Origin of the sequence: Pseudomonas yangonensis (assembly GCF_009932725.1) — a bacterium.
Lineage (GTDB): Bacteria > Pseudomonadota > Gammaproteobacteria > Pseudomonadales > Pseudomonadaceae > Aquipseudomonas > Aquipseudomonas yangonensis.
The window spans coordinates 110,551-133,459 of record NZ_BLJU01000021.1 but is presented as its reverse complement, the minus strand read 5'-3'; the positions used below and the strand labels follow the sequence as shown (position 1 = coordinate 133,459).

The following is a 22,909-nucleotide window of genomic DNA, read 5'->3' as shown; positions in this document are numbered from 1 at the left end:
TCTGGGGAGAGGGCTAGGGAGAGGGGGAAACTGGCAGCCTCGCGGTGTTTTCGGCCCTCTCCCCCAACCCCTCTCCCATAAATGGGAGAGGGGAGCAAAACGCATACGTCCTTAAGTGAAAGCATTGTGGCTAGGGTGCGCTGGACGCACCGAAAAATAGGGTATGAATCAGGACCGGCGCGAGGCGGGCAACAGCTTGGCGACGCTGGACTCTCCCTTCTTCACGTCCTGGCCGGCTCTTTTTTCACCAAACAGGGCGTTATAGGTAGCGATCACCTCGCCGGCGATGGACACGGCGATTTCCACCGGCAGCTTGCCTTTCACTTCGGGTAGGCCCATGGGGCAGCGCATGCGCGCCATCAGCGCATCCTCGAGGCCGCGTTCGCGCAGGCGGTGCTCGAACTTGACGCGCTTGGTCTTCGAGCCAATCAGGCCGTAGTAGGCGAAGTCGCCGCGTTTGAGGATCGCCGCGGTCAACTCCAGATCGAGCTGGTGGTTGTGGGTCATGACGATGTAGTAGCTGCCGGGCGGCATGTTCTCCACCTCGTCGACCACTTCGTCACCCACGATCTTTTCCACCCCGGCGGGGATGTGCTCGGGAAATTCGTTCTCCCGCGAGTCGATCCAGCGCACCTTGCACGGCAGGCTGGCGAGCAGCGGCACCAACGCGCGACCGACATGGCCGGCGCCGAACACGGCGATCTGCGCCTGGGGCTGGCCCATTGGCTCGAACAGCAGCACGGTGGCGCCGCCGCAGCATTGGCCCAGGCTGGCGCCGAGGGAGAAGCGCTCCAGGCGCGTGTCCTGGCTGCGGCTGGCGAGCATCTCGCGGGCCATCTCCATGGCCTTGTATTCCAGATGACCGCCGCCGATGGTTTCGAAGATGCGCTCGGCGGTGACCACCATCTTCGAACCGGCATTGCGCGGCGTCGAGCCGCGTTCTTCGATGATGGTCACCAGAACGCAGGCTTCACCCTTTTGCTGCAGCTCGGCGAGGGCACTGATCCAGCTCATTTGCTCAGCCTCCAGGAAGGCGTGGTCTGGCCCGGGCGCGGCAGGCGCCAATTGCTCGGCGACGGATCGAGAATCGGCTCCGGTGCCGGGCGAGCGGGGCGGTTATTCGGTTCGGTGTGTTTTGTCATTGTTGTACACCTCTTTGCTTCGGGTCGTAGCCCGGCTGCAATCCGGGGCAGGGTTCCCCTGATTTCATCCGGGCTACGAATCAGGCCGGCTCGACCTCGGCAGCGCTGGCAGCCTTGGCCGTCGTCTTCAACTTGCGCATCTGTTCCACACCCCAGAGCACGCGCTCGGGCGTGGCCGGGGCATCGATCTGCGGTTGCACCTTGTAGTCGGCCAGGCTCGCCACGGCGTCCTTCAGCGCGCACCAGGCGGCGATGCCGAGCATGAAGGGCGGCTCGCCCACGGCCTTGGAGTGGAACACGGTGTCTTCCGGGTTCTTGCGGTTTTCCACCAGCTTCACCCGCAGGTCGATGGGCATGTCGGCGATGGCCGGGATCTTGTAGCTGGCCGGGCCGCAGGTCATCAGCTTGCCCTTGACGTTCCACACCAGCTCCTCGGTGGTCAGCCAGCCCATGCCCTGGACGAAGGCGCCTTCGACCTGGCCGATGTCGATGGCCGGGTTCAGCGAATCGCCGACGTCATGCAGGATGTCGCCGCGCAGCATGCGGTATTCGCCAGTCAGGGTGTCCACCAGCACTTCCACGCAAGCCACGCCGTAGGCGTAGTAATAGAAGGGGCGGCCGGCCGCCTTGTCGCGGTCGTAGTAGATCTTCGGCGTGCGGTAGAAGCCGGTGGAAGACAGCGAGACCTGACCGAAGTAGGCCTTCTGGATCATCTCCTCGAACGACAGGAAGTGATCACGCACGCGCACCTGGCCGTTGCGGAATTCGACGTCTTCCGGGGTGACCTTGTACTCGCGCACCAGGAAGTCCACCAGGCGCTGCTTGATGATCTCGGCTGCGTTCTTCGCCGCCATGCCATTGAGGTCGGCGCCGCTGGAGGCCGCGGTCGGCGAGGTATTGGGCACCTTGTCGGTGTTGGTGGCGGTGATCTGGATGCGCTCGATATCGACCTGGAACACTTCCGCGACGACCTGGGCGACCTTGGTGTTGAGGCCCTGGCCCATCTCGGTGCCGCCGTGGTTGAGGTGGATCGAGCCGTCGGTGTAGATGTGGATCAGCGCGCCGGCCTGGTTGAGGAAGGTGGCGGTGAAGCTGATGCCGAATTTCACCGGGGTCATGGCCAGGCCTTTCTTCAATACCGGGCTGTTGTTGTTGAACTCGACGATTTCGCAGCGGCGTTTGGCGTACTCGCAGCTCTGCTCCAGCTCGGCGGTCATCTCGTGGATGACGTTGTGCTCGACGGTCTGGTGGTAGTGGGTGACGTTGCGCTCGGTCTTGCCGTAGTAGTTGAGCTTGCGTACCTCCAGTGGGTCCTTGCCCAGGCTGCGGGCGACGGCGTCCATCACTTCCTCGATGGCGACCATGCCCTGCGGGCCGCCGAAGCCGCGGTAGGCGGTGTTCGACGCGGTGTTGGTCTTGCAGCGATGACCATTGATGGTGGCGTTGCCGAGGAAGTAGGCGTTGTCCGAGTGGAACATGGCGCGGTCGACGATGGAGCCGGACAGGTCCGGCGAGTAGCCGCAGTTGCCGGCCAGGTCCATCTCGATGCCGTGTAGCAGGCCGTCGTCATCGAAGCCGACGTCGTACTCGACGTAGAAGGGGTGACGTTTGCCGGTCATGCTCATGTCTTCCATGCGCGGCAGACGCATCTTGGTCGGCTGGCCGGTGAGATGGGCGATCACTGCGCACAGGCACGCCGGGCCGGCGGCCTGGGTTTCCTTACCGCCGAAACCGCCACCCATGCGGCGCATGTCGATGACGATCTTGTTCATCGGCACGCCGAGCACCTCGGCCACCAGCTTCTGCACCTCGGTGGGGTTCTGCGTCGAGGTGTAGACCAGCATGCCGCCGTCTTCGGTGGGCATCACCGAGGAAATTTGGGTTTCCAGGTAGAAGTGCTCTTGGCCGCCGATATGCAGGGTGCCCTGCAGGCGACGCGGGGCGTTTGCGAGTTTGCTGGCCGAGTCGCCGATGCGGTGGGTGTGGCTGGCGAGCACGAAATGCTTCTTGCGGTAGGCCTCGACCACGTCGAGCACCGGCTCCAGGTCTTCGTATTCGACGATGGCGGCCATGGCCGCCTTGCGCGCGGTTTCCAGGCTGTCGGCGGCGACCGCCAGCACCACCTGGCCAACGTACTCCACCTTGCCGTCGGCCAGCAGCGGGTCGCCGGCGACCACCGGGCCGATATCCAGCTGGCCCGGTACGTCATCCTTGGTGATGGCGATGGCCACGCCCGGAAACTCATAGCAGGGACTCGTGTCGATGCGCAGGATGCGCGCATGGGCACGATCCGACTGGCGCGCATAGACGTGCAACTGGTTGGGGAATTCCAGACGGTCGTCGACATAGACCGCCTCGCCGGTGACATGCTTGTCCGCGCTCTCGTGCTTGACGCTGCGGCCGACGCCGCTGGTCATGCCGGCGCGGAACAGGGCGGCCAGCTCTTCCTGGGATTTGTGTTCGATATGACTGGACATCTTCGTCTCCAAAAAAATGCTGCGCGCTCAGGCGTAAGCCGTGACCCGGGTTTCGATTTCGGGTGACTGCTGTTCCAAGAAGAACTTGCGCAGCAGGTTCTGGGCAGTGAGCAGGCGGTATTCCTTGCTGGCACGGAAATCCGACAGCGGGGTGAAGTCCTCACCTAGTGCGTCGCAGGCGCGTTCGATCACGCCGGGATACCAGGCCGAGCCGACCAGGGCCGCTTCGCAGGCGCTGGCGCGTTTGGGGATGGCGGCCATGCCGCCGAAGGCGATGCGCGCGTCTGTCACCACGCCATCGACGATGCTCAGGTTGAAGGCCGCGCAGACGGCCGAGATGTCGTCGTCCAGGCGCTTGGACACCTTGTAGGCGCGGAACGCCTGGTTGGCCTGCTTGCGCGGCACGATGATCTTCTCGATGAATTCGGCTTCCTGGCGGGCGGTCACCTTGTAGTCGAGGAAGTAGTCCTGCAGCGGCAGGATGCGCCGGGTGTTGCCCTGGCGCAGGGCGATCTGCGCACCGAGGGCGATCAGCAGCGGCGGGGCGTCGCCGATGGGCGAGGCGTTGCCGATGTTGCCGCCCAGGGTGCCCTGGTTGCGGATCTGCAGCGAGGCGAAGCGGTGCAGCAGCTCGCCGAAGTCCGGGTACTCGCGCGACAGGGCTTCGTAGCAGTCGGACAGGGCTGCGGCAGCGCCAATTTCGATGGCGCTGTCGGTCACTTCGATGCGTTTCATGTCCTCGATATGGCCGACGTAGATCATCACCGGCAGTTCACGGTGAAACTGGGTAACTTCCAGGGCCAGGTCGGTACCGCCGGCCAGCAGGCGGGCTTCCGGGTTGGCGGTGTAGAGGTCGGCCAGGTCGGCGACGGTCAGCGGCACCAGGCAGCGCTTGTCGCCACTGTTGAGTTCGGCGGTCTCGCGTGGGGCGATGGCCTTGAGCCGGGTCACGGTGTCGGCTTCGAAGGCGTCGAACTGGTCCGGCTGCTTCTGGCAGCAGGCCTGCTCGGCGGCGTCGATGATCGGGCGGTAGCCGGTGCAGCGGCAGAGGTTGCCGGCCAGGGCTTCCAGCGTGGCGCCCTTGTCGAAGCCGCTCGAATTCTTCTGCAGGGCGAACAGCGACATGATGAAGCCGGGGGTGCAGAAGCCGCACTGCGAGCCATGGCAGTCGACCATCGCCTGCTGCACGCTGTGCAGCTTGCCCTGGTGCTTGAGGTCTTCGACGGTGATCAGCTGCTTGCCGTGCAGGCTGGAGACGAAGGTCAGGCAGGAATTGAGGGTGCGATAGCGCACGCGGTCGCCATCGAGCTCGCCCACCACCACGGTGCAGGCACCGCAGTCGCCGGAGGCGCAGCCTTCCTTGGTTCCGGTCTTGCCGACGTGCTCACGCAGGTAGTTGAGCACGGTGACGTTGGGGTCCAGGGCATGCTCCGTGCGCAGCTCCCGGTTGAGTAAAAACTGGATCAAGGACGACCTCCAGGCACTTTATTGTTATGACTCGGTTGGCTGGCCAGGTGATGCACGCACTGCAGAGCCCTGGCGCGGGCTGCCATGGGGCCAATCTAGAGTTTTCTGACTTTTGGGTCAACAAATATTTGACCCTGCGGTCAGCTGCTTGTCATGCAAAGCGGTTATGAGCCTGGCGTGCAGAATCATTGCCTGAGATTAGCGGCTTTCGTGCCAGGTAGACCTCTATCGTGGGCCTTTCACAGGCGCCAGCCAGAAAAAGAAAACCCCGGGAGCTGGCGCTGCCGGGGTTGCTTGGGATGGTTCGAGCGAGGCTTACGTCAGCTGCGATTCGCTTAGCTGATGTTCCTCGCCGGCGTAGTAGGCGCGGACCTTGGGGTCCATCACCGCGCGCCACAGCGGCGGGAAGAGGGCGAGCACGATCATCCCCGCATAGCCGTTGGGCAGTTGCGGGCTGTCGTCGAAATGGCGCAATACCTGATAACGGCGTTTGGCGTAGGCGTGGTGGTCGGAGTGACGCTGCAGGTGGAAGAGGAACAGGTTGGTCAGGAGGAAGTTGCTGTTCCACGAGTGGTGCGGATTGGTGCGCTCATAGCGGCCGTTGTCCAGTTTGCGCCGGTGCAGGCCGTAGTGCTCGACGTAATTGACGATCTCCAGCAGGGTGAAGGCCATCACCGCCTGGCCGAGGAAGAACAGCGCGCCGAGCGTGCCGAAGGCCAGGGTGAAACCGAGCAGGAACAGTGCACTGATCGCATACCACCAGATCAGTTCGTTGCGCCAGTGCAGGGCCGGCAGGCCGCGACGCCCCAGGCGCTCGGCCTCCAGCTTCCAGGCATTGAGGAAATTGTGCTTGTAGGCGTGCGGCAGGAAGGCGTACAGGCTCTGGCCGAAGCGCGAGGAGGACGCATCCTCGGGCGTGGATACATGCACGTGGTGACCGCGTACATGCTCGACCTTGAAGCCGGCGTAGCACACCGCCGCCAGCAGCAGGCCGCCGGCATTCTGTTCCAGGCGCGGGTCCTTGTGGATCAGCTCGTGGGACACGGTGATGCCGATGGCGCCCATCACCGTGCCGACCGACAGCACCCAGCCGAGCTGGCCGACCCAGCTCCAGGCGTGGTAGCTGACGAAAATCCAGCCGCTCCAGATCAGCATCGCCAGCAGCAGGGGCACCGTGGCCAGGCTCAGCAGGCGATAGTAGCCCTGTGCCTCCAGCGCTGGTACTTCCTCACGCTCGTCCGGGTTGGCCGGGTCGCGACCGACGACGAAATCCAGCAGCGGAATGACGCCGAACACCACCGTGATCACCAGCCAGGCCCAGGCATCGGCATGGGCGCTACCCAGCGACCAGTAATAGCTGAGCGGTATGCCGAACACCGGGATCAGCCAGATCCAGTAGCCGATCTTTTTCAGGGCCAGCATCCAGTTTGAGGGCAGGTGCTCGAACATCGGATTCTCCGGGTCATTCTTGTTGTAGGTTCTGCGTAGGATTGTAGGACGATCAGTTCCCGTGACCATGCCCGTGTGCCCGACCTTTCGAACGGAAACCACCTCACCGGGACGCTTGGCCCGGTAACACCCTGTGTTACACTTCGCGTCTGTTTTTTCAGCCTCCGCCCAGACGTGGCGGGGCTCCCAGACTCGACTGCCTGCCCCTGGATCGACGCAAATAAGGAATGTCATGACGTTCAAGGCCCCGGACAGCCTCGCCGAGCAAATCGCCCGCTACCTGGCCGAACGCATCATTCGCGGAGAGCTCAAGGAGCGCGAACGCATCCAGGAGCAGAAGGTCACCCAGGCACTCAATGTCAGCCGCGGCTCGGTACGTGAGGCGCTACTGATTCTCGAGCGTCGCCACCTGATCACGATCCTGCCGCGCCGCGGCGCGCAGGTCAGCGAACTGACCGCGCACCACGTCACCAGCCTCTATGCCCTGAGCATCGAGCTGTACGCCATGCTGGCCCGTACTGTGATCGAGCACTGGCAGGTGGAAACCGACCTGGCGCCTTTCATCGATATCAAGAATCGGCTGCAGGACAGTCTCGAGCGCAGCGATATCGGTGCCTTCGTCGAGAACAGCTTCGACGTGATGCGCGCCGCCTTCCCGTTCGCCGACAACCCTTACCTGCAGGAAACTCTGGAGAACCTGCTGCCGGCCATCAGCCGCACCTATCATCTGGCGCTGGAAAGGCGTAAAGGCGAGATGGGTCAGTTCATGAACACCTTCGCCAGCCTGCTGCAGGCGATCATCGCCCGCGATCACGCTCGCGCCCGCGAAGTGCTGCAGGCCTACGGTCAGCACAATTGCCAGCTGGTGCTGGCGACCCTGGCCGAGCGCTAAGCCCAGATGCGCCTGAAAAGCATCAAGCTGGCCGGCTTCAAGTCCTTCGTCGATCCGACGACGGTGAGCTTTTCCAGCAACATGGCGGCGGTGGTCGGCCCCAACGGTTGCGGCAAGTCAAACATCATCGACGCCGTGCGCTGGGTGATGGGTGAGAGTTCGGCGAAGAACCTCCGTGGCGAGTCGATGACCGACGTCATCTTCAACGGCTCCAACACGCGCAAGCCGGTGACCCAGGCCTCGATCGAGCTGATCTTCGACAACAGCGACAACTCGCTGGTGGGCGAGTACGCCGCCTTCGCGGAAATTTCCATCCGCCGCCGGGTGACCCGCGACGGGCAGAACACCTATTTCCTCAACGGCACCAAGTGCCGTCGCCGCGATATCACCGATATCTTCCTCGGCACCGGCCTTGGGCCGCGCAGTTACTCGATCATCGAGCAGGGCATGATCAGCAAGCTGATCGAGGCCAAGCCCGAGGAGCTGCGCAATTTCATCGAAGAAGCCGCCGGCATCTCCAAGTACAAGGAGCGTCGCCGCGAGACCGAGAACCGCATCCGCCGCACCCAGGAAAACCTGGCGCGCCTGACCGACCTGCGCGAGGAGCTGGAGCGCCAGCTCGAACGCCTGCACCGTCAGGCTCAGGCGGCCGAGAAGTACCAGGAATACAAGGCCGAGGAGCGTCAGCTCAAGGCGCAACTTTTGGCCCTGCGCTGGCAGACCCTGAATCAGCAGGTCGGCAGCCGCGAGCAGGTGATCGGCGACCAGGAAGTGGCCTTCGAAGTATTGGTGGCCGAGCAGCGCAGTGCCGACGCTGCCATCGAGCGCCTGCGCGACGGCCATCATGAACTCTCCGAACGGTTCAACCTGGTGCAGGGCCGCTTCTATTCCGTGGGTGGCGATATTGCCCGCGTCGAGCAGAGCATCCAGCACGGCCAGCAGCGCCTGCGCCAGTTGCAGGACGACCTGCGCGAGGCGGAAAAGGCGCGCCTGGAAACCGAATCGCACCTCGGCCATGACCGCACCCTGCTGGCCACTCTGGGTGAAGAGCTGGAGATGCTCCTGCCCGAGCAGGAGATGACCGCCGCCGCTGCCGAGGAGTCCGCCGCCAGCCTGGAAGAGGCCGAGGCCGCCATGCACGGCTGGCAGGAGCAATGGGACGGCTTCAACCAGCGCAGCGCCGAGCCGCGTCGCCAGGCCGAAGTGCAGCAGTCGCGCATCGCCCAGCTGGAGCAGAGCCTGGAGCGCCTTGCCGAACGCCAGCGCCGACTGAACGAAGAATTGCAGCAACTGGCGGCCGACCCCGAAGACGCTGCCATTCTCGAACTGAACGAACAGCTCGCCGCCGGCGAGCTGGAGCACGAGGCCCTGCAGCTGGCCGAAGAGCAGCAGGCCGAGCGTCTGCAGCAACTGCGCGAGGACCTGCAGCAAGCCGGTCAGGCCCAGCAGCAGGCGCAAGGTGAGCTACAGCGGCTGAACGGTCGCCTGGCGTCACTGGAAGCGCTGCAACAGGCTGCCCTGGACCCAGGGCAGGGCGCAGGCGACTGGCTGCGCGAGCAGAACCTGTTGCAGCGCCCGCGCCTGGCCGAAGGGCTGCGTGTGGAGGCCGGCTGGGAGCTGGCGGTGGAAACAGTGCTCGGCGCCGACCTGCAGGCGGTGCTGCTGGACGATTTCGCCGGCCTGGATTTTGCCAGTCTGGAACAGGGCGAACTGCGTCTAGTCAGCCCCGCCAGTGGCGGCGCACGCCGTGCTGGCAGTCTGCTGGACAAGATCGAGTCGAGCCACGACCTGTCGCCCTGGCTGGCTGGCGTGCGCCCGGTGGAATCGCTGGAGCAGGCGCTGGCGGCTCGTGCGCAGCTGGCCGAGGGCGAAAGCCTGATCAGCCGCGACGGCTATTGGGTCGGCCGGCATTTTCTGCGTGTGCGCCGCGCTGCCGAGGCCGACAGTGGCGTGCTGGCCCGTGGCCAGGAACTGGAACGTCTGCAACTGGAGCGTGAGGAACGCGAAGCGGCTTTGGCGCAACTGGATGAGCGTCTGCTGGGGCTGCGCGACGAACAACGTCTTCAGGAAGAACAGCGTGAGCAGCAGCGTCGCCAAGGCCAAGAGTTGGCGCGGCAGTTGAGCGAGCTGAAGGCAAAACTCTCCGCCAGTCAGGCCAAGGCCGAGCAGCTGGGCCTGCGCCGTCGTCGTCTGCAGGACGAGCTGCAGGAAGCGGCCGAGCAGCGCGAGATCGAGCAGGAACAACTCGGCGAAGCGCGCCTGCAATTGCAGGATGCGCTCGACGCCATGGCCCTGGATAACGAGCAGCGCGAAAGCCTGCTGGCCAGCCGCGACAGCCTGCGCGAACGCCTCGATCGGGTGCGTCAGGAGGCGCGGCAGCACAAGGATCACGCCCACCAGCTGGCGGTACGGGTCGGCTCGCTCAAGGCGCAGCACGACTCCACCCGGCAGGCGCTGGAGCGTCTGCAACTGCAGGCCGAGCGTCTGCACGAGCGGCGCGAGCAGTTGTCGCTGAATCTGGAAGAGGGCGAGGCGCCGCTGGAAGAGCTGCGCATCAAGCTCGAAGAGCTGTTAGAGCGGCGCATGGCGGTAGACGAGGAGCTGCGTCAGGCGCGTTTGGCTTTGGAAGATGCCGACCGCGAACTGCGTGACGCCGAGAAACGCCGCACTCAGGCCGAGCAGCAGGCGCAAATGCTGCGCAGCCAACTGGAGCAGCAGCGCATGGACTGGCAGTCGCTCAACGTGCGGCGCAAGGCCCTGGCCGACCAGCTCGCCGAGGACAATTACGACCTGCACGGGGTGATCGCCACGCTGCCGGCCGAGGCCACTGAAAGCGCCTGGGAAGAAGAGCTGGAGCGCATGGCCGCACGCATCGCCCGGCTCGGGCCGATCAACCTGGCAGCCATCGACGAGTATCAGCAGCAGTCAGAGCGCAAGCGTTATCTGGACGCGCAGGACGCCGATCTGGTCGAGGCCCTGGAAACCCTGGAAAACGTCATCCGCAAGATCGACAAGGAAACACGCAACCGTTTCAAGGACACCTTCGATCAGATCAATGGCGGTTTGCAGGCACTCTTTCCAAAAGTTTTCGGTGGCGGCAACGCTTATTTGGAACTCACCGGCGAAGATTTACTCGATACCGGTGTAACCATCATGGCGCGGCCCCCGGGCAAGAAGAACAGCACCATTCATTTGCTCTCCGGTGGAGAGAAGGCGTTGACCGCCTTGGCACTGGTGTTTTCCATCTTCCAGCTCAATCCGGCGCCGTTCTGCATGTTGGATGAAGTGGATGCACCGCTGGATGATGCCAACGTCGGACGCTATGCGCGGCTGGTCAAGGAGATGTCGGCGACGGTGCAGTTCATCTATATCACCCACAACAAGATCGCCATGGAAATGGCCGATCAGCTGATGGGGGTCACCATGCACGAGCCGGGCTGCTCGCGTCTGGTGGCAGTGGATGTCGAGGAGGCGCTGGCGATGGTGGAGGCGTGATGGCAGACCGCCGTGGGATTAACTGAATATAGGCACAACCTTAATGTTGCTCCCTGTGTAAAGTTGCCTTTCGTCGTGCTAGCTTATTGCCCACTTTTGTTACACGCGGAAAACGTCAGACAGAACATGGAGTTGGCGCCGCGTTTTATAGTCGAGTTGCGATCCGGTTGATTGGATCTTTTTTTCACCAGAATTTTTAAGGGTCAGGTATTTCATGGAATTCGGTCTGCGCGAGTGGCTGATCGTTATTGGCATCATCGTTATCGCTGGCATTCTTTTCGACGGCTGGCGCCGTATGCGCGGCGGTAAGGGGAAACTCAGATTCAAGCTCGATCGCAGCTTCGCCAATATGCCCGACGACGACAGCGATCCGGATCTTCTCAGCCCGCCACGGGTAGTGCAGCGCGACCACGATCCTCAACTGGACGAAGATGATCTGCCATCGATGAGCGCCAAGGACCTGCCACGTCGCTCGCGCAACGAGCCGCAGCAGGGCGACCTCAACCTGGCGGTCGACGAGCCGGTACCGACCCTGCTCAACCCGGTCGATGAAGTCGAGCCGAAAGAGCCTAAGAAACCCGCCAAGCCCGCCGCTGATGCTGCCCCCGTGGAAGAGGTGCTGGTGATCAACGTGGTGGCCCGTGACGACTTCGGCTTCAAGGGCCCGGCGCTGCTGCAGAACATTCTGGAAAGCGGTCTGCGCTTCGGCGAAATGGACATCTTCCACCGTCATGAGAGCATGGCGGGTAATGGCGAGGTGCTGTTCTCCATGGCCAACGCGCTCAAGCCCGGTACCTTCGATCTGGACGATATCGAAGGCTTCAGTACCAGAGCGGTGAGCTTCTTCCTCAGCCTGCCTGGCCCGCGTCATCCCAAGCAGGCCTTCGACGTGATGGTCGCGGCTGCACGCAAGCTGGCCCACGAACTGGGCGGCGAGCTGAAGGACGACCAGCGCAGCGTGATGACCGCGCAAACCATCGAACACTACCGCCAGCGCATCGTCGAGTTCGAGCGCCGGCAACTGACACAGAAACGCTGACCCGAACACGAAGTCAAAAGAGAGCAGCCAAGGCTGCTCTTTTCGTTTGAGAGACCGAGCATGACCGACGCCGCCCAACGTATTTCCGAACTGCGCAACGAACTGGACGCGCACAACTACCGTTACTACGTGCTGGACGAGCCGAGCGTGCCCGACGCCGAGTACGACCGCCTGTTCCGCGAGCTGCAGGCGCTGGAAGCCGAGCATCCGGAGCTGGTTACGCCCGAGTCGCCGACCCAGCGCGTCGGTGGTGAGGCGCTCAGCGCCTTCGGCGAGGTGCGCCATGAGGTGCCGATGCTCAGCCTGGGCAACGCCTTCGAGGAAGACGACCTGCGCGCTTTTGATCGCAGTGTGCAGCATGGCCTTGGCGTTTCGGGCGGCGATCTGTTCGGCGGCGGTGCGGAAATCGAGTACAGCTGCGAACCCAAGCTCGACGGTCTGGCCGTCAGCCTGCGCTACGAGAACGGCCAACTGGTGCGCGGTGCCACGCGCGGCGACGGCAGCACCGGCGAGGACATCACCAGCAACGTGCGCACCATCCGCAACGTGCCGCTCAAGCTGCAGGGCAAAGGTTGGCCGCGGGTGCTGGAAGTGCGTGGCGAAGTGTTCATGCCCAAGTCCGGCTTCGAGGAGCTCAATGCACGCCAGGCCGAGAGTGGTGGCAAGACCTTCGCCAACCCGCGCAACGCCGCTGCCGGCAGCCTGCGCCAGCTCGACCCGAAGATCACCGCCAGTCGCCCGCTGGAGTTCTGCTGCTATGGCGTCGGTCAGGTCAGTGGTGAACTGGCGGGTACCCAGGTGGCCATGCTGCAGCAGCTCAAGGCATGGGGCGTGCCCATCAGCCGCGAGCTGAAACTGGCCAAGGGCGTCGAGGCCTGCCTGGACTACTACCGCGATATCGGTCAGCGGCGCATGAGCCTGGCCTATGACATCGATGGCGTGGTGTTCAAGGTCAACAATATCGAGGACCAGCAGCAGTTGGGCTACCGCGCGCGCACGCCGCACTGGGCCATCGCCCACAAGTTCCCTGCGCAGGAAGAGCTCACCGAGCTGCTCGACGTGGAATTTCAGGTGGGCCGTACCGGCGCGGTGACCCCGGTTGCGCGCCTGAACCCGGTCAAGGTGGCGGGGGTGATGGTGGCCAACGCTACCCTGCACAACATGGACGAAGTGGCGCGCCTGGGTGTGATGATCGGCGACACGGTAATCATTCGCCGCGCCGGGGACGTGATCCCGCAAGTGATGGCGGTGGTGCCCGAGCGTCGCCCGGAAAACGCCCGCCCGGTGCACATTCCCGAGCAGTGCCCGGTGTGCGGCTCGGCGGTGGAGCGCACGCAACTGGTCAAGCGCAGCAAGGGCAAGGAGTCGGTCAGCGAAGGCTCGGTGTACCGCTGCGTCGGTCGCCTGAGCTGCCAGGCACAGCTCAAGCAGGCGATCATCCACTTCGTCTCGCGCCGCGCGATGGACATCGAGGGGCTCGGCGACAAGACCATCGAGCAACTGGTGGACGAGAAGCTGATCGGCTCGCCGGCCGACCTGTACAAACTGACCTTCCAGCAGATCATCGGTCTGGAAGGCTTCGCCGAGGTTTCCAGCAACAAGCTGCTGGCAGCCATCGAGAACAGCAAGCGGCCGAGCCTGGCGCGGTTCATCTATGCCCTGGGCATTCCCGACGTGGGCGAGGAAACCGCCAAGGTGCTGGCCCGTTCGCTGGCCTCGCTGGAGCGTGTGCGCCAGGCGCTGCCCGAGGTGCTGACGTACCTGCCGGATATCGGTTTGGAAGTGGCCCACGAGATCCACAGCTTCTTCGAGGATGCGCATAACCAGCAGGTGATCAGCGCCTTGCTCGGCGAGTGCGGTCTCGAATTGCAGGACGAGGGCGAGCTGAGCGCCGAGTTCTCCGCTGTGGCCACGCTCGGCGGCATGCTCGACAAGCTGAACATTCCCACCGTCGGCCCAGGTGCGGCGCACAAGCTGGCCGAGCGCTTCGGCAGCCTGGAAGGCGTAGTCAATGGCGACTGGCTGGACATGCGCCAGGCGCTGCCCGAGAGGCAGGCCAAGGCGGTGCGCGAGTTCTTCGACGAGACGGCCAACGCCCAGCGTGCCCGCGCCATCGAGCAGCAGCTGCGCGAGTTCGGCATGCACTGGCAAAGCGAGAAGAAGGTCGCCGAAGGCCTGCCCCTGGCCGGCCAGACCTGGGTGCTGACCGGCAGCCTGGAAGTGATGAGCCGCGACGTGGCGAAGGAAAAGCTGGAAAGCCTGGGCGCCAAGGTGGCCGGCTCGGTGTCGGCCAAGACCCACTGTGTGGTGGCGGGGCCAGGTGCTGGCTCGAAGCTGGCCAAGGCCGGCGAACTCGGGGTGAAGGTATTGGACGAAGCGCAGTTCCTCGACCAGCTCAAAGCCTACGGCATCGAACCCTAGAGGGCCGTTCGCGAGCAGAGCTCGCTCCTACAAGTGTCAGGCGAAGGTACGCCGCTCGTGTAGGCGCGGCTTCAGCCGCGAAAGCCGTTCCAGAGCTCCCGGATTGCATCCGGGCTACGATCCGCCGCAATGGTGGAGACCCACCTTAAGGCATCAGTTCGCGAAGCGCTGATCCAGATAGGCGATGATCGCCTTGGACTCGTACAGCCAGGTGCTCTGGCCGTTTTCCTCGATGCGCAGGCACGGCACCTTGATGCGGCCGCCTTGCTGCTCCAGCGCCTGGCGGTGCTCGCCGTCGTGTTTGGCGTCGCGCAATTGCACCGGCAGATTGAGGCGGTGCAGGGTGCGCCGTACCTTGACGCAGAACGGGCAGGCGTGGAACTGGTACAGCGCCAGGTTGGCCGTGGCACGCTCGACTTCGGCTTGCGCCTCGGGGCTGCGCTTGAGCTTGCGCGGACGGCTGACCCAGTCGGCGAACACGACCAGCTGGCCCAGGCCGATTCGAAGGGCTTTGATCAACATCTTTCTAACTCCTGAAATGCCGACGGCCGTTCACCGAAGTGAGCGGCCGTCGTCTTGAGCGGGATCAGCGAACCAGATTGAGGAATTCGCCGCGGGTCGCCGGGTTGCTGCGGAATTCGCCGAGCATCACCGAAGTGACCATGGAGGAATTCTGCTTCTCCACGCCGCGCATCATCATGCACATGTGCTGCGCTTCGATGACCACCGCCACGCCGAGGGCGCCGGTGACCTGCGCGACCGCTTCGGCGATCTGGCGGCTGAGGTTCTCCTGGATCTGCAGACGGCGGGCGTACATGTCGACGATGCGCGCCACCTTGGACAGGCCGAGCACCTTGCCGTTGGGCAGGTAGGCTACGTGCGCCTTGCCGATGAACGGCAGCATGTGGTGCTCGCACAGCGAGTAGAGCTCGATGTTCTTGACCAGCACCATTTCGCTGTTGTCGGAGCTGAACAGCGCGCCATTGGTCACTTCCTCGAGCGTCTGCTGGTAGCCGCGGCAGAGGTACTGCATGGCTTTGGCGGCGCGTTTGGGCGTGTCCAGCAGGCCTTCGCGGGATACGTCCTCACCGAGCTGGCCGAGGATCGCGGTGTACTGTTGTTCCAGGGACATGGAAAATCCTGTTGGGTGTCGAATGGGCGCAGGGTAGGGCGCCATTATGAGCCTGACAAGAGTGTCAGGGCCGATGCGTACCGGGTTACTCGTCTCGACCATCCATCATGGTGCGTTTGAGGATGATGTAAACCGCGCCGGTACCGCCGTGTTTGGCCAGACAGGAGCTGAAGCCCAGCACCTGCGGGTGCTGGCGCAACCAGGTGTTGACGTGGCTCTTGATCATGGGCTTGCGCCCGTCCATGCGCACCGCCTTGCCGTGGGTGACGCGCACGCAGCGAATCTCCAGCTTGGTAGCCTCGGCCAGGAATTCCCAAAGCGTGTCGCGCGCCTTCTCGACGCTCATGCCGTGCAGGTCAAGGCTGCCGTCGAATGGAATCTGGCCAAGCTTGAGCTTGCGCATCTGCCCTTCCTGCATGCCATTGGCAGCCCAGTACAGGGCGTCCTCGGCGCCGACGTCGATGACGAACTGGTCGGACAGTCCATCCACCTTGATCTCGCCCTGGCTGATGGTCGCAGCCTGGCGCAGGGTGTTGAACTGCTTGCGATCGGGTTTGGGTTTGCCGGTGTCGGCGCGGTCGTGCCTGAGCGGCTTGACGCCGCGCAGCTCGGCCTGGAACAGGGAAAAGTCGTCGTCTTGCATCGGTGGCTCCGCGAAACAGACGCCCATTTTAGGGGCTGTCCAGCCTGTGGGCCATCGTTGTGCGACGTCAAAGGTGGCCGTCGGGCTATTTCCCCTGCCGCTGAGGGCGGTCAGTCTCGCTTTTTCATCAGTCCTGGCGACAGGCTCAGGTCGCTGGGGCGGCGAAGGCGCCGGCGACAGCGACGCCAGAAGGCAATACCGGCCCACAGCAGAAACAGGCCGAGCAGCAGCAGAACGATGGCCTCGCCAGTGGAGTCATTGAGCGTACCCAGTACCGGCGCACGACCTGCCAGCGAAGCGACGCCGGCCATGGACAGGAGGATGCCGAAGGCGGCGAGCAGGGCGCCTAGCCCGGCACCGATACGCAGGCGCCAGTGTTTCGGCTGGCGCGGACGCAGACGGCGTGCATCGAAATCGTCGGACAGCTTCATTCCGATTTCCTTTGGCTTATCGGCGGTATGACCGGCTGGTCGCGTTCGGGTTCCGCAGCGCTGGTGATACTGCTACCGCTTTCACACCAGCGATTTGGCGTTAGGCACGAGGGTGGCGAAGTTGTCGCCAAGGGCGATCATTTCGATGCGATGCACTTCGGCGGCGTCTATCACGCTGCCATTCGGCGCAGGCAGGTCGCGGGTGGCGCAAGCGGTATCGACCAGTGTGCAGCGATAACCATAGTCCTTGGCTGCACGTACCGTGGTGCTGACACTGGAGTGAGTCATGAAACCGCAGACGATCAGGTCGAGATGGCCGAGCGCCTGCAGGCGATCATGCAGCTCGGTGCCGGCGAAGGCGTTGGGCAGGCGTTTCTCCACGATGATCTCGCCAGCCAGCGGCGCTGCCTCCGGCAGGTGACGGCCGCGCGGGCCGCTGGGGTCGAGCAGACCGCCGGGAATGCCGAGGTGCTTGACGTGAACGATGTCGGTGCCGGCTGCACGAGCAGCGGCCAGCAGGCTGGCGATCTCCGCCAATGCCGGATCCAGGCCGGGAAGCGCCAGCACGCCGCTGCGGTACTCTTCCTGGGCATCGATGATCAGCAAGGTCGCATTGCTCAGGCTGGCCGGTGCGTGGCCACGACCGGTGAGCTGGAACATGGTTTGCGGATGGGACATCTCGGGCTCCTGGCTGATGGTGATGATGTGCCATTGTCCGCTTGCCAGAGCGGTCTGTGAACCTCTATCTGCGCCAATGCTTGCTCGGTGCATGGAGCCGGAGCAGAATCGGAACTGCCCCGAAGGAGTTGGGGTCGTACGCAAAAGGAGTTGCCATGTCACTTTTGTCGCAGTTGTCCCCGCATTTCTGGCTTTTGTTTTCCATCGCCGTATCGGTCGCTGTGCTGCGCGAGTTGCGCCGCCCTGACGACGATGCAGCGCGCGGAAAGCATAAAGGGCCATGAGCCTTCGTTAACCCGACGTTCATGCGCTGGCTACCGCACTGGGCTAAACTTCCGCACTTTTCTTCCGGAGGCCGCCCGTGACCGCTCTCACCACCCGTTTACGCACTCTGCGTGATTACATCCGTTGGGCCGTCAGCCGTTTTCAGGCCGAACAGCTGTTCTTCGGGCACGGCACCGACAATGCCTGGGATGAGGCGCGCCAACTGGTGCTCGGCGCATTGCACCTGCCCTGGGAAATCTCCGACGCCTACCTCGACTGCCGTCTGGAAGATGACGAGCATGCCCATCTGCAGGCATTGCTCAAGCGTCGTATCGAAGAGCGCGTTCCTACCGCCTATCTGCTCGGCGAAGCCTGGTTCTGCGGCCTGCCTTTCGTGGTCGATGAGCGCGTGCTGGTGCCGCGCTCGCCGATCGCCGAGTTGATCGATTGCCACTTCTCTCCGTGGCTGCCTGCCGAGCCTGCGCGCATTCTCGACCTGTGCACTGGCTCCGGCTGCATCGGCATCGCCTGCGCCTACGAATTCCCCGAAGCAGAAGTGGTGCTGGGCGACCTGTCGTTCGATGCGCTGGAGGTGGCCAACCTCAATATCGAGCGCCACGGGCTGGAGGAGCGGGTCTACTGCGTGCAGGGCGATGGCTTCGCCGAGCTGCCGGGGCAGCGTTTCGACCTGATCGTCTCCAATCCGCCCTATGTCGATGCCGAGGATTTCGCCGACATGCCGGCCGAATACCAGCACGAGCCTGAGATGGGCCTGGCCTGTGGCGATGATGGGCTGGATCTGGTGCGCCGCATGCTGGCCGAAGCGGCCGATCACCTGACCGAGCGTGGCGTTCTGATCGTCGAAGTGGGCAACAGCCAGGTGCACGTCGAGGCGCTGTATCCGGAGGTGGACTTCACCTGGCTGGACTTCCAGCGCGGCGGGCATGGCGTGTTCCTGCTGGCGGCCAAGCAGTGCCGTGAGCATCAGGCGCTGTTTCGTTCGCGAGTCAAGGGCTGATCGATTTTTTTTCGCGGCTGAAGCCGCTCCTACAGGGGGCGCTTAGCTGCGTAGGGTGGATGTCGCTTTTTATTATCCACCACAACGGTGGATCGATAGAGCGCGATCCGCCCTACGGGCTGTAGGAGCGGCTTCAGCCGCGATGAATCAGCGTGTGGCGATCCAGATCAGCAGGCCGGCCTGAAAAAGGCTGAACGCCACCAGGCAGGTGATGGTGAAGCGCAGGCCGCTGTCTTCGCGCTTGAGGCGATCGACCCGATCTTCCAGTTTGCGCAGCTTGACGTCCTGCTCCTGCAGCGTCTGGTCGGCCTGCTGGAGCATTGCGGCGGCGTCGAGCAACTCGACGATCTGCACCTTTTCGGCATGCCAGTCGCCGTGCAGCGAGCTGACCCGCGGCGCGCTGTAGAACGGCTTGAGCTGCAGCGGGTCGCTGTACTCGATGGTGAAGCCCTGCGCCTTCAGCGCGTGATCACGGCGGGCGCGAGCGGCCTCGTTGAAGTTGTCCTTGGTCGGCAGGGCGCCGCCTTCTACCTGATAGTGTGCGTAATGCTTGCGTGCCCAGGCGATGCCCTGAGCCATGAGAAAACGCCCCAGGCCTCGGTTGGCCGGCTCCACGCTCAAGCCCTTGTCCGGACCGAAGCGAACCTCCTTGTTCTGATGATCGGCCCAGACTTCCAGCAGGTTGGTCTGCCGATGCAGGCGCTGGCCGGGGATCTGGATGGTCAGACGCAACAGGCTGGTGTCCTTGGCATGCCGTTCTACCCGGCCGAGCTGGACGAAGCGCAGCGGCCGCGGCCCGGTTTCACGGTCGACGGGCAGCGGCGCCAGACGCAGCAGGCTGAACTGCTCGGCTGGCAGGTCAGACCAGGGGTGCGCTGCAGCGGGCGTTTCGCCTGCAGCTGCTTCGGCTTCGGCGGCTTGTGCCTGCGGGGCTGGGTTTTCGCTCATGGGCGTCCTGTGTACTGTTCGGTGGCCTTCGCTGCGTTATCGGCCATTTTCCTCAGCACTGGAGCGAATAAAGGCGACGATCCGCTCGCCCAGCGCACGGGCCAAGGGTAGCTGCGGATCGTCATAGGACGCTACCTGTTCGTTCCAGGCCGCCGGTGTGATACGCATGACGTGGTTCATGCCGGGAATCAGTGCAAGCTCGGCATCGGGTTTGGCCTGCTTGAGCACCTCGGCGTTGTCCGGGCTGACCTGCGCATCATGGGTGCCCTGCACGATCAAGGCGGGCATTTGCAGCGCGGCGAAGTTCTCCGCCGGGTCCTGGCGCAGCAGGCTGATCAGGTAGGGCTGCACGCTCGGCCGATACACCACCTGCAACTCCTTGGGCACTTTCGGCTGCAGCTTGCCGCGAATCAGATTGGCGAGGATGTGCCGGCTTTCGTCCAGCAACGGCGATGGCAGACGCATGGCCAGTTGCATGTCCAGCACCTGGCCGATGGGGTAGGCGGGACCGGCGATCGACACCAGCGCGTCGGCCTGGCTGGCAGGCGCGGCCAGACTGGCGATCAGCGCGCCCTCGCTGTGGCCGATGAAAATCAGCCGGTCGAAGCGTGGATCGTCCCGGAGCAGCCTGGCCCAACCTTCAGCGTCGGCCACGTAGCGCTCGACGCTGAGGTCCTTTTCATCGGGCGTCGCGGCACGGCTGGCGGCCACGCCGCGCTTGTCGTAGCGCAGGCTGGCGACGCCATTGCGCGCCAGGACCTGAGCCAGCTTTTTCAGCGCATCGTTATGACCACCCTCGGGATTGTTGCCGTCGCGGTCCGTGGGGCCGGAGCCGGCGATCAGCAGCGCCACCGGCAGCGGCTTGTCGCTTTGCGGCACGAGCAGGCTGCCGTACAGGGTGCCCTGGTCGGTGTCGAGGCTGATGGGCTGTTGGCGGGTGGTGCTGGCCTGGGCCAGGCCAGTGATCAGGGTGAGGGACAAGAGCAGAGCTCGCAGCATGATGAGGGCAGGGTAGTGGCAGACTGGCATTGGACGCATCCGAACGAGCAAGGTTCGGGGTGAACTGCAAGTAGGTGGCAGGTATACTCGCCCACCTTGTGAATCGGGCCTGCGCAGTGGCAGGCCGATGCTGAATCTCGCGGAGCGTCTTCCCATGTCCGGCAATACCTACGGCAAGCTGTTCACCGTCACCACCGCTGGCGAAAGCCATGGCCCGGCGCTGGTCGCCATCGTCGACGGTTGCCCACCCGGTGTCGAGATCTGCCTGGAAGACCTGCAGCGCGACCTCGACCGCCGCAAGCCGGGCACCAGCCGCCACACGACGCAGCGCCAGGAAGCCGACGAGGTGGAAATCCTTTCCGGCGTGTTCGAAGGCAAGACCACCGGTTGCTCCATCGGCCTGCTGATCCGCAATACCGACCAGAAGTCCAAGGACTATTCGGCGATCAAGGATCTGTTCCGCCCGGCGCACGCCGACTACACCTACCATCACAAATACGGCATCCGCGACTACCGTGGCGGCGGCCGCAGCTCGGCGCGCGAAACTGCCATGCGTGTGGCGGCCGGTGCCATCGCCAAGAAGTTTCTGGCCAGCCAGGGCATCGTCATCCGTGGCTACATGAGCCAGCTCGGCCCCATCGAAATCCCTTTCAAGACCTGGGATTCGGTGGAGGAGAACGCCTTCTTCAGCCCCGACCCGGACAAGGTGCCGGAGCTGGAGGCCTACATGGATCAGCTGCGCCGTGACCAGGATTCGGTCGGCGCGAAGATCACCGTGGTTGCCGAAGGGGTGATGCCGGGGCTCGGCGAGCCGATTTTCGACCGCCTCGACGCCGAGCTGGCCCACGCGCTGATGAGTATCAACGCGGTCAAGGGCGTGGAGATCGGCGCCGGCTTTGCCTGCGTCGCCCAGCGCGGCACCGAGCATCGCGACGAGCTGACCCCGGAAGGTTTCCTCTCCAACAACGCCGGCGGCATTCTTGGCGGCATCTCCAGCGGCCAGCCGATCGTCGCCCACCTGGCGCTCAAGCCGACCTCCAGCATCACCACGCCGGGGCGTTCCATCGACATTGACGGCAACCCGGTGGACGTCATCACCAAGGGCCGTCACGACCCTTGCGTGGGTATCCGCGCCACGCCGATCGCCGAGGCAATGATGGCCATCGTGCTCATGGATCACCTGCTGCGTCACCGCGCGCAGAACGCCGACGTGCGCGTCACCACGCCGGTGCTGCCGCAGCTGTGATCCGGGCGGCGGCATGAGCGCGGCCCTGCCGTACTGGCGGCTGTCCGGTTTCTACTTCTGCTACTTCGCCCTGCTCGGGGGCACGGCGCCGTTCCTGGCGTTGTACTTCGACCACCTGGGTTTTTCCCCGGCGCGCATCGGCGAGCTGATCGCCATTCCCATGCTGATGCGCTGCCTGGCGCCGAACTTGTGGGGTTGGCTGGGTGACCACACCGGCCAGCGCCTGCTCATCGTGCGCCTCGGCGCGCTCTGTACGCTGCTTTGCTTCGCCGGCATCTTCCTCGATCAGAGCTATGCCTGGCTGGCGCTGATCATGGCCAGCCATGCCTTCTTCTGGCATGCCGTGCTGCCGCAGTTCGAAGTCATCACCCTGGCGCATCTGCGTGAGCAGGCGGCGCGTTACAGCCAGATTCGCCTGTGGGGCAGCATTGGTTTCATCGTCGCCGTGGTCGGTCTCGGCCTGCTGTTCGAGTGGCTGAGCCTGGATGCGTACCCGGCCGCGTTGCTGGTGATCATGGCGGGTATCGTCATCAGCAGTTTGTGGGTGCCCAATGCTGAGCCTGTGTTGCGCCCGAGCACGCTGGAGCCTGGGGGGTTTGTGCGCCAGTTGCGGCGCCCCGGCATCCTCGCGTTCTATATCTGCGTTGGGCTGATGCAGTTGAGCAATGGTCCGTACTACACCTTCCTCACCCTGCATCTGGAGGGCGTTGGCTACAGCCGCGGCGCCATCGGTCTGTTCTGGGCGCTGGGGGTGGTAGCGGAGATACTCCTGTTTCTGGTCATGGCCCGGCTGCTGCAGCGTTACTCGCTGCGCGCGGTGTTGCTGGCCAGCTTCCTGATCACCGCCGTACGCTGGCTGCTTCTGGGCAGTCTGCCCCAGTACCTGCCGGTATTGCTGCTGGCTCAGTGCATGCACGCCGCTACCTTCGGCGCCTTCCATGCCGGGTGCATCCACTTCGTACAACGCAGTTTCGCCGACCGCCAGCAGGGGCAGGCCCAGGCGCTCTACGTCAGCCTGGCCGGCATCGGCGGTGCGCTTGGCGCGCTGTATGCCGGTTACAGCTGGAAGAGCCTGGGCCCGGCCTGGACCTTCGCCATCGCCAGTCTGGTAGCCTTGCTCGCAGCCTACGTCATTGCCACCCGTCTGCCGCCCGAGCGGCCCTGAATC

Annotated in this window: 18 protein-coding genes; 7 read left to right on the top strand and 11 right to left on the bottom strand. The window is 64.1% G+C overall.

The genetic code is table 11. From position 1 onward, the window contains the following. Positions 1–168 precede the first annotated feature (168 nt). The 4 genes from xdhC to GYB81_RS19815 all read right to left on the bottom strand — a co-directional run bounded on the left by xdhC (position 169) and on the right by GYB81_RS19815 (position 6,535). Positions 169–1,014: a xanthine dehydrogenase accessory protein XdhC gene (gene xdhC / locus GYB81_RS19830; protein WP_161865355.1), complete on the bottom strand. Its 846-nt coding sequence runs from the start codon at positions 1,012–1,014 to the stop codon at positions 169–171. Positions 1,015–1,222: 208 nt separating this feature from the next. Beyond that, on the bottom strand, positions 1,223–3,619 hold the full coding sequence (gene xdhB / locus GYB81_RS19825) for a xanthine dehydrogenase molybdopterin binding subunit (RefSeq protein ID WP_161865354.1): 2,397 nt from the start codon (positions 3,617–3,619) through the stop codon (positions 1,223–1,225). 27 nt (positions 3,620–3,646) lie between these two features. Next, positions 3,647–5,086 carry a xanthine dehydrogenase small subunit gene (gene xdhA, locus GYB81_RS19820; protein WP_161865353.1) on the bottom strand — a complete coding sequence of 480 codons (1,440 nt, stop codon included), beginning with the start codon at positions 5,084–5,086 and terminating at the stop codon, positions 3,647–3,649. Positions 5,087–5,401: 315 nt separating this feature from the next. After that, on the bottom strand, positions 5,402–6,535 hold the full coding sequence (locus GYB81_RS19815; protein ID WP_161865352.1) for an alkane 1-monooxygenase: 1,134 nt from the start codon (positions 6,533–6,535) through the stop codon (positions 5,402–5,404). Positions 6,536–6,767: 232 nt separating this feature from the next. Between GYB81_RS19815 and GYB81_RS19810 the strand changes: the two genes are divergently transcribed. The 4 genes from GYB81_RS19810 (at position 6,768) to ligA (ending at position 14,382) form a co-directional block, all read left to right on the top strand. Beyond that, entirely contained in the window at positions 6,768–7,427 is a 660-nt protein-coding gene (locus tag GYB81_RS19810) for a GntR family transcriptional regulator (RefSeq protein ID WP_161865351.1), read from the top strand. 6 nt (positions 7,428–7,433) lie between these two features. Further along, on the top strand, positions 7,434–10,922 hold the full coding sequence (gene smc, locus GYB81_RS19805) for a chromosome segregation protein SMC (RefSeq protein WP_161865350.1): 3,489 nt from the start codon (positions 7,434–7,436) through the stop codon (positions 10,920–10,922). A gap of 214 nt (positions 10,923–11,136) precedes the next feature. Further along, the gene (zipA, locus tag GYB81_RS19800; protein WP_161865349.1) at positions 11,137–11,961 is read left to right on the top strand and encodes a cell division protein ZipA; all 825 of its coding nucleotides are present in this window, start codon (positions 11,137–11,139) and stop codon (positions 11,959–11,961) included. Between the two features lie 60 nt (positions 11,962–12,021). Further along, a complete protein-coding gene (ligA, locus tag GYB81_RS19795) occupies positions 12,022–14,382 on the top strand; it encodes an NAD-dependent DNA ligase LigA (RefSeq protein WP_161865348.1) in 2,361 nt (786 codons plus the stop codon). Positions 14,383–14,535: 153 nt separating this feature from the next. Here ligA and GYB81_RS19790 read toward each other — a convergent pair whose 3' ends face one another. The 5 genes from GYB81_RS19790 to GYB81_RS19770 form a co-directional block, all read right to left on the bottom strand. After that, a complete protein-coding gene (locus tag GYB81_RS19790; RefSeq protein ID WP_161865347.1) occupies positions 14,536–14,904 on the bottom strand; it encodes a glutathione S-transferase N-terminal domain-containing protein in 369 nt (122 codons plus the stop codon). A 64-nt stretch (positions 14,905–14,968) separates the two neighbouring features. Next, the gene (folE, locus tag GYB81_RS19785; RefSeq protein WP_024307778.1) at positions 14,969–15,514 is read right to left on the bottom strand and encodes a GTP cyclohydrolase I FolE; all 546 of its coding nucleotides are present in this window, start codon (positions 15,512–15,514) and stop codon (positions 14,969–14,971) included. An 85-nt stretch (positions 15,515–15,599) separates the two neighbouring features. Beyond that, on the bottom strand, positions 15,600–16,157 hold the full coding sequence (locus GYB81_RS19780) for a Smr/MutS family protein (protein WP_161865346.1): 558 nt from the start codon (positions 16,155–16,157) through the stop codon (positions 15,600–15,602). A 110-nt stretch (positions 16,158–16,267) separates the two neighbouring features. Further along, positions 16,268–16,588 (bottom strand): hypothetical protein, encoded by a 321-nt coding sequence (locus tag GYB81_RS19775; RefSeq protein ID WP_161865345.1) that lies wholly within the window; start codon positions 16,586–16,588, stop codon positions 16,268–16,270. Between the two features lie 81 nt (positions 16,589–16,669). Next, entirely contained in the window at positions 16,670–17,266 is a 597-nt protein-coding gene (locus GYB81_RS19770; RefSeq protein WP_161865344.1) for a cysteine hydrolase family protein, read from the bottom strand. 361 nt (positions 17,267–17,627) lie between these two features. Between GYB81_RS19770 and prmB the strand changes: the two genes are divergently transcribed. Beyond that, positions 17,628–18,548, top strand: a complete 921-nt coding sequence (prmB, locus tag GYB81_RS19765; RefSeq protein WP_161865343.1) for a 50S ribosomal protein L3 N(5)-glutamine methyltransferase — start codon at positions 17,628–17,630, stop codon at positions 18,546–18,548. Positions 18,549–18,695: 147 nt separating this feature from the next. Here the strand turns inward: prmB and GYB81_RS19760 are convergent, their stop codons facing one another. Both GYB81_RS19760 and GYB81_RS19755 read right to left on the bottom strand, forming a co-directional pair. After that, positions 18,696–19,496, bottom strand: coding sequence for a hypothetical protein (locus GYB81_RS19760; RefSeq protein WP_161865342.1), 801 nt, complete (start codon positions 19,494–19,496; stop codon positions 18,696–18,698). A gap of 36 nt (positions 19,497–19,532) precedes the next feature. Further along, positions 19,533–20,525, bottom strand: a complete 993-nt coding sequence (locus tag GYB81_RS19755) for an alpha/beta hydrolase (protein ID WP_161865341.1) — start codon at positions 20,523–20,525, stop codon at positions 19,533–19,535. Positions 20,526–20,649: 124 nt separating this feature from the next. Here GYB81_RS19755 and aroC point away from each other — a divergent pair, with 124 nt between their 5' ends. Together aroC and GYB81_RS19745 are read left to right on the top strand one after the other, a co-directional pair. Continuing rightward, entirely contained in the window at positions 20,650–21,741 is a 1,092-nt protein-coding gene (gene aroC / locus GYB81_RS19750; protein ID WP_161865340.1) for a chorismate synthase, read from the top strand. A gap of 13 nt (positions 21,742–21,754) precedes the next feature. Continuing rightward, entirely contained in the window at positions 21,755–22,906 is a 1,152-nt protein-coding gene (locus GYB81_RS19745; RefSeq protein ID WP_161865339.1) for an MFS transporter, read from the top strand. Positions 22,907–22,909: the final 3 nt, after the last annotated feature.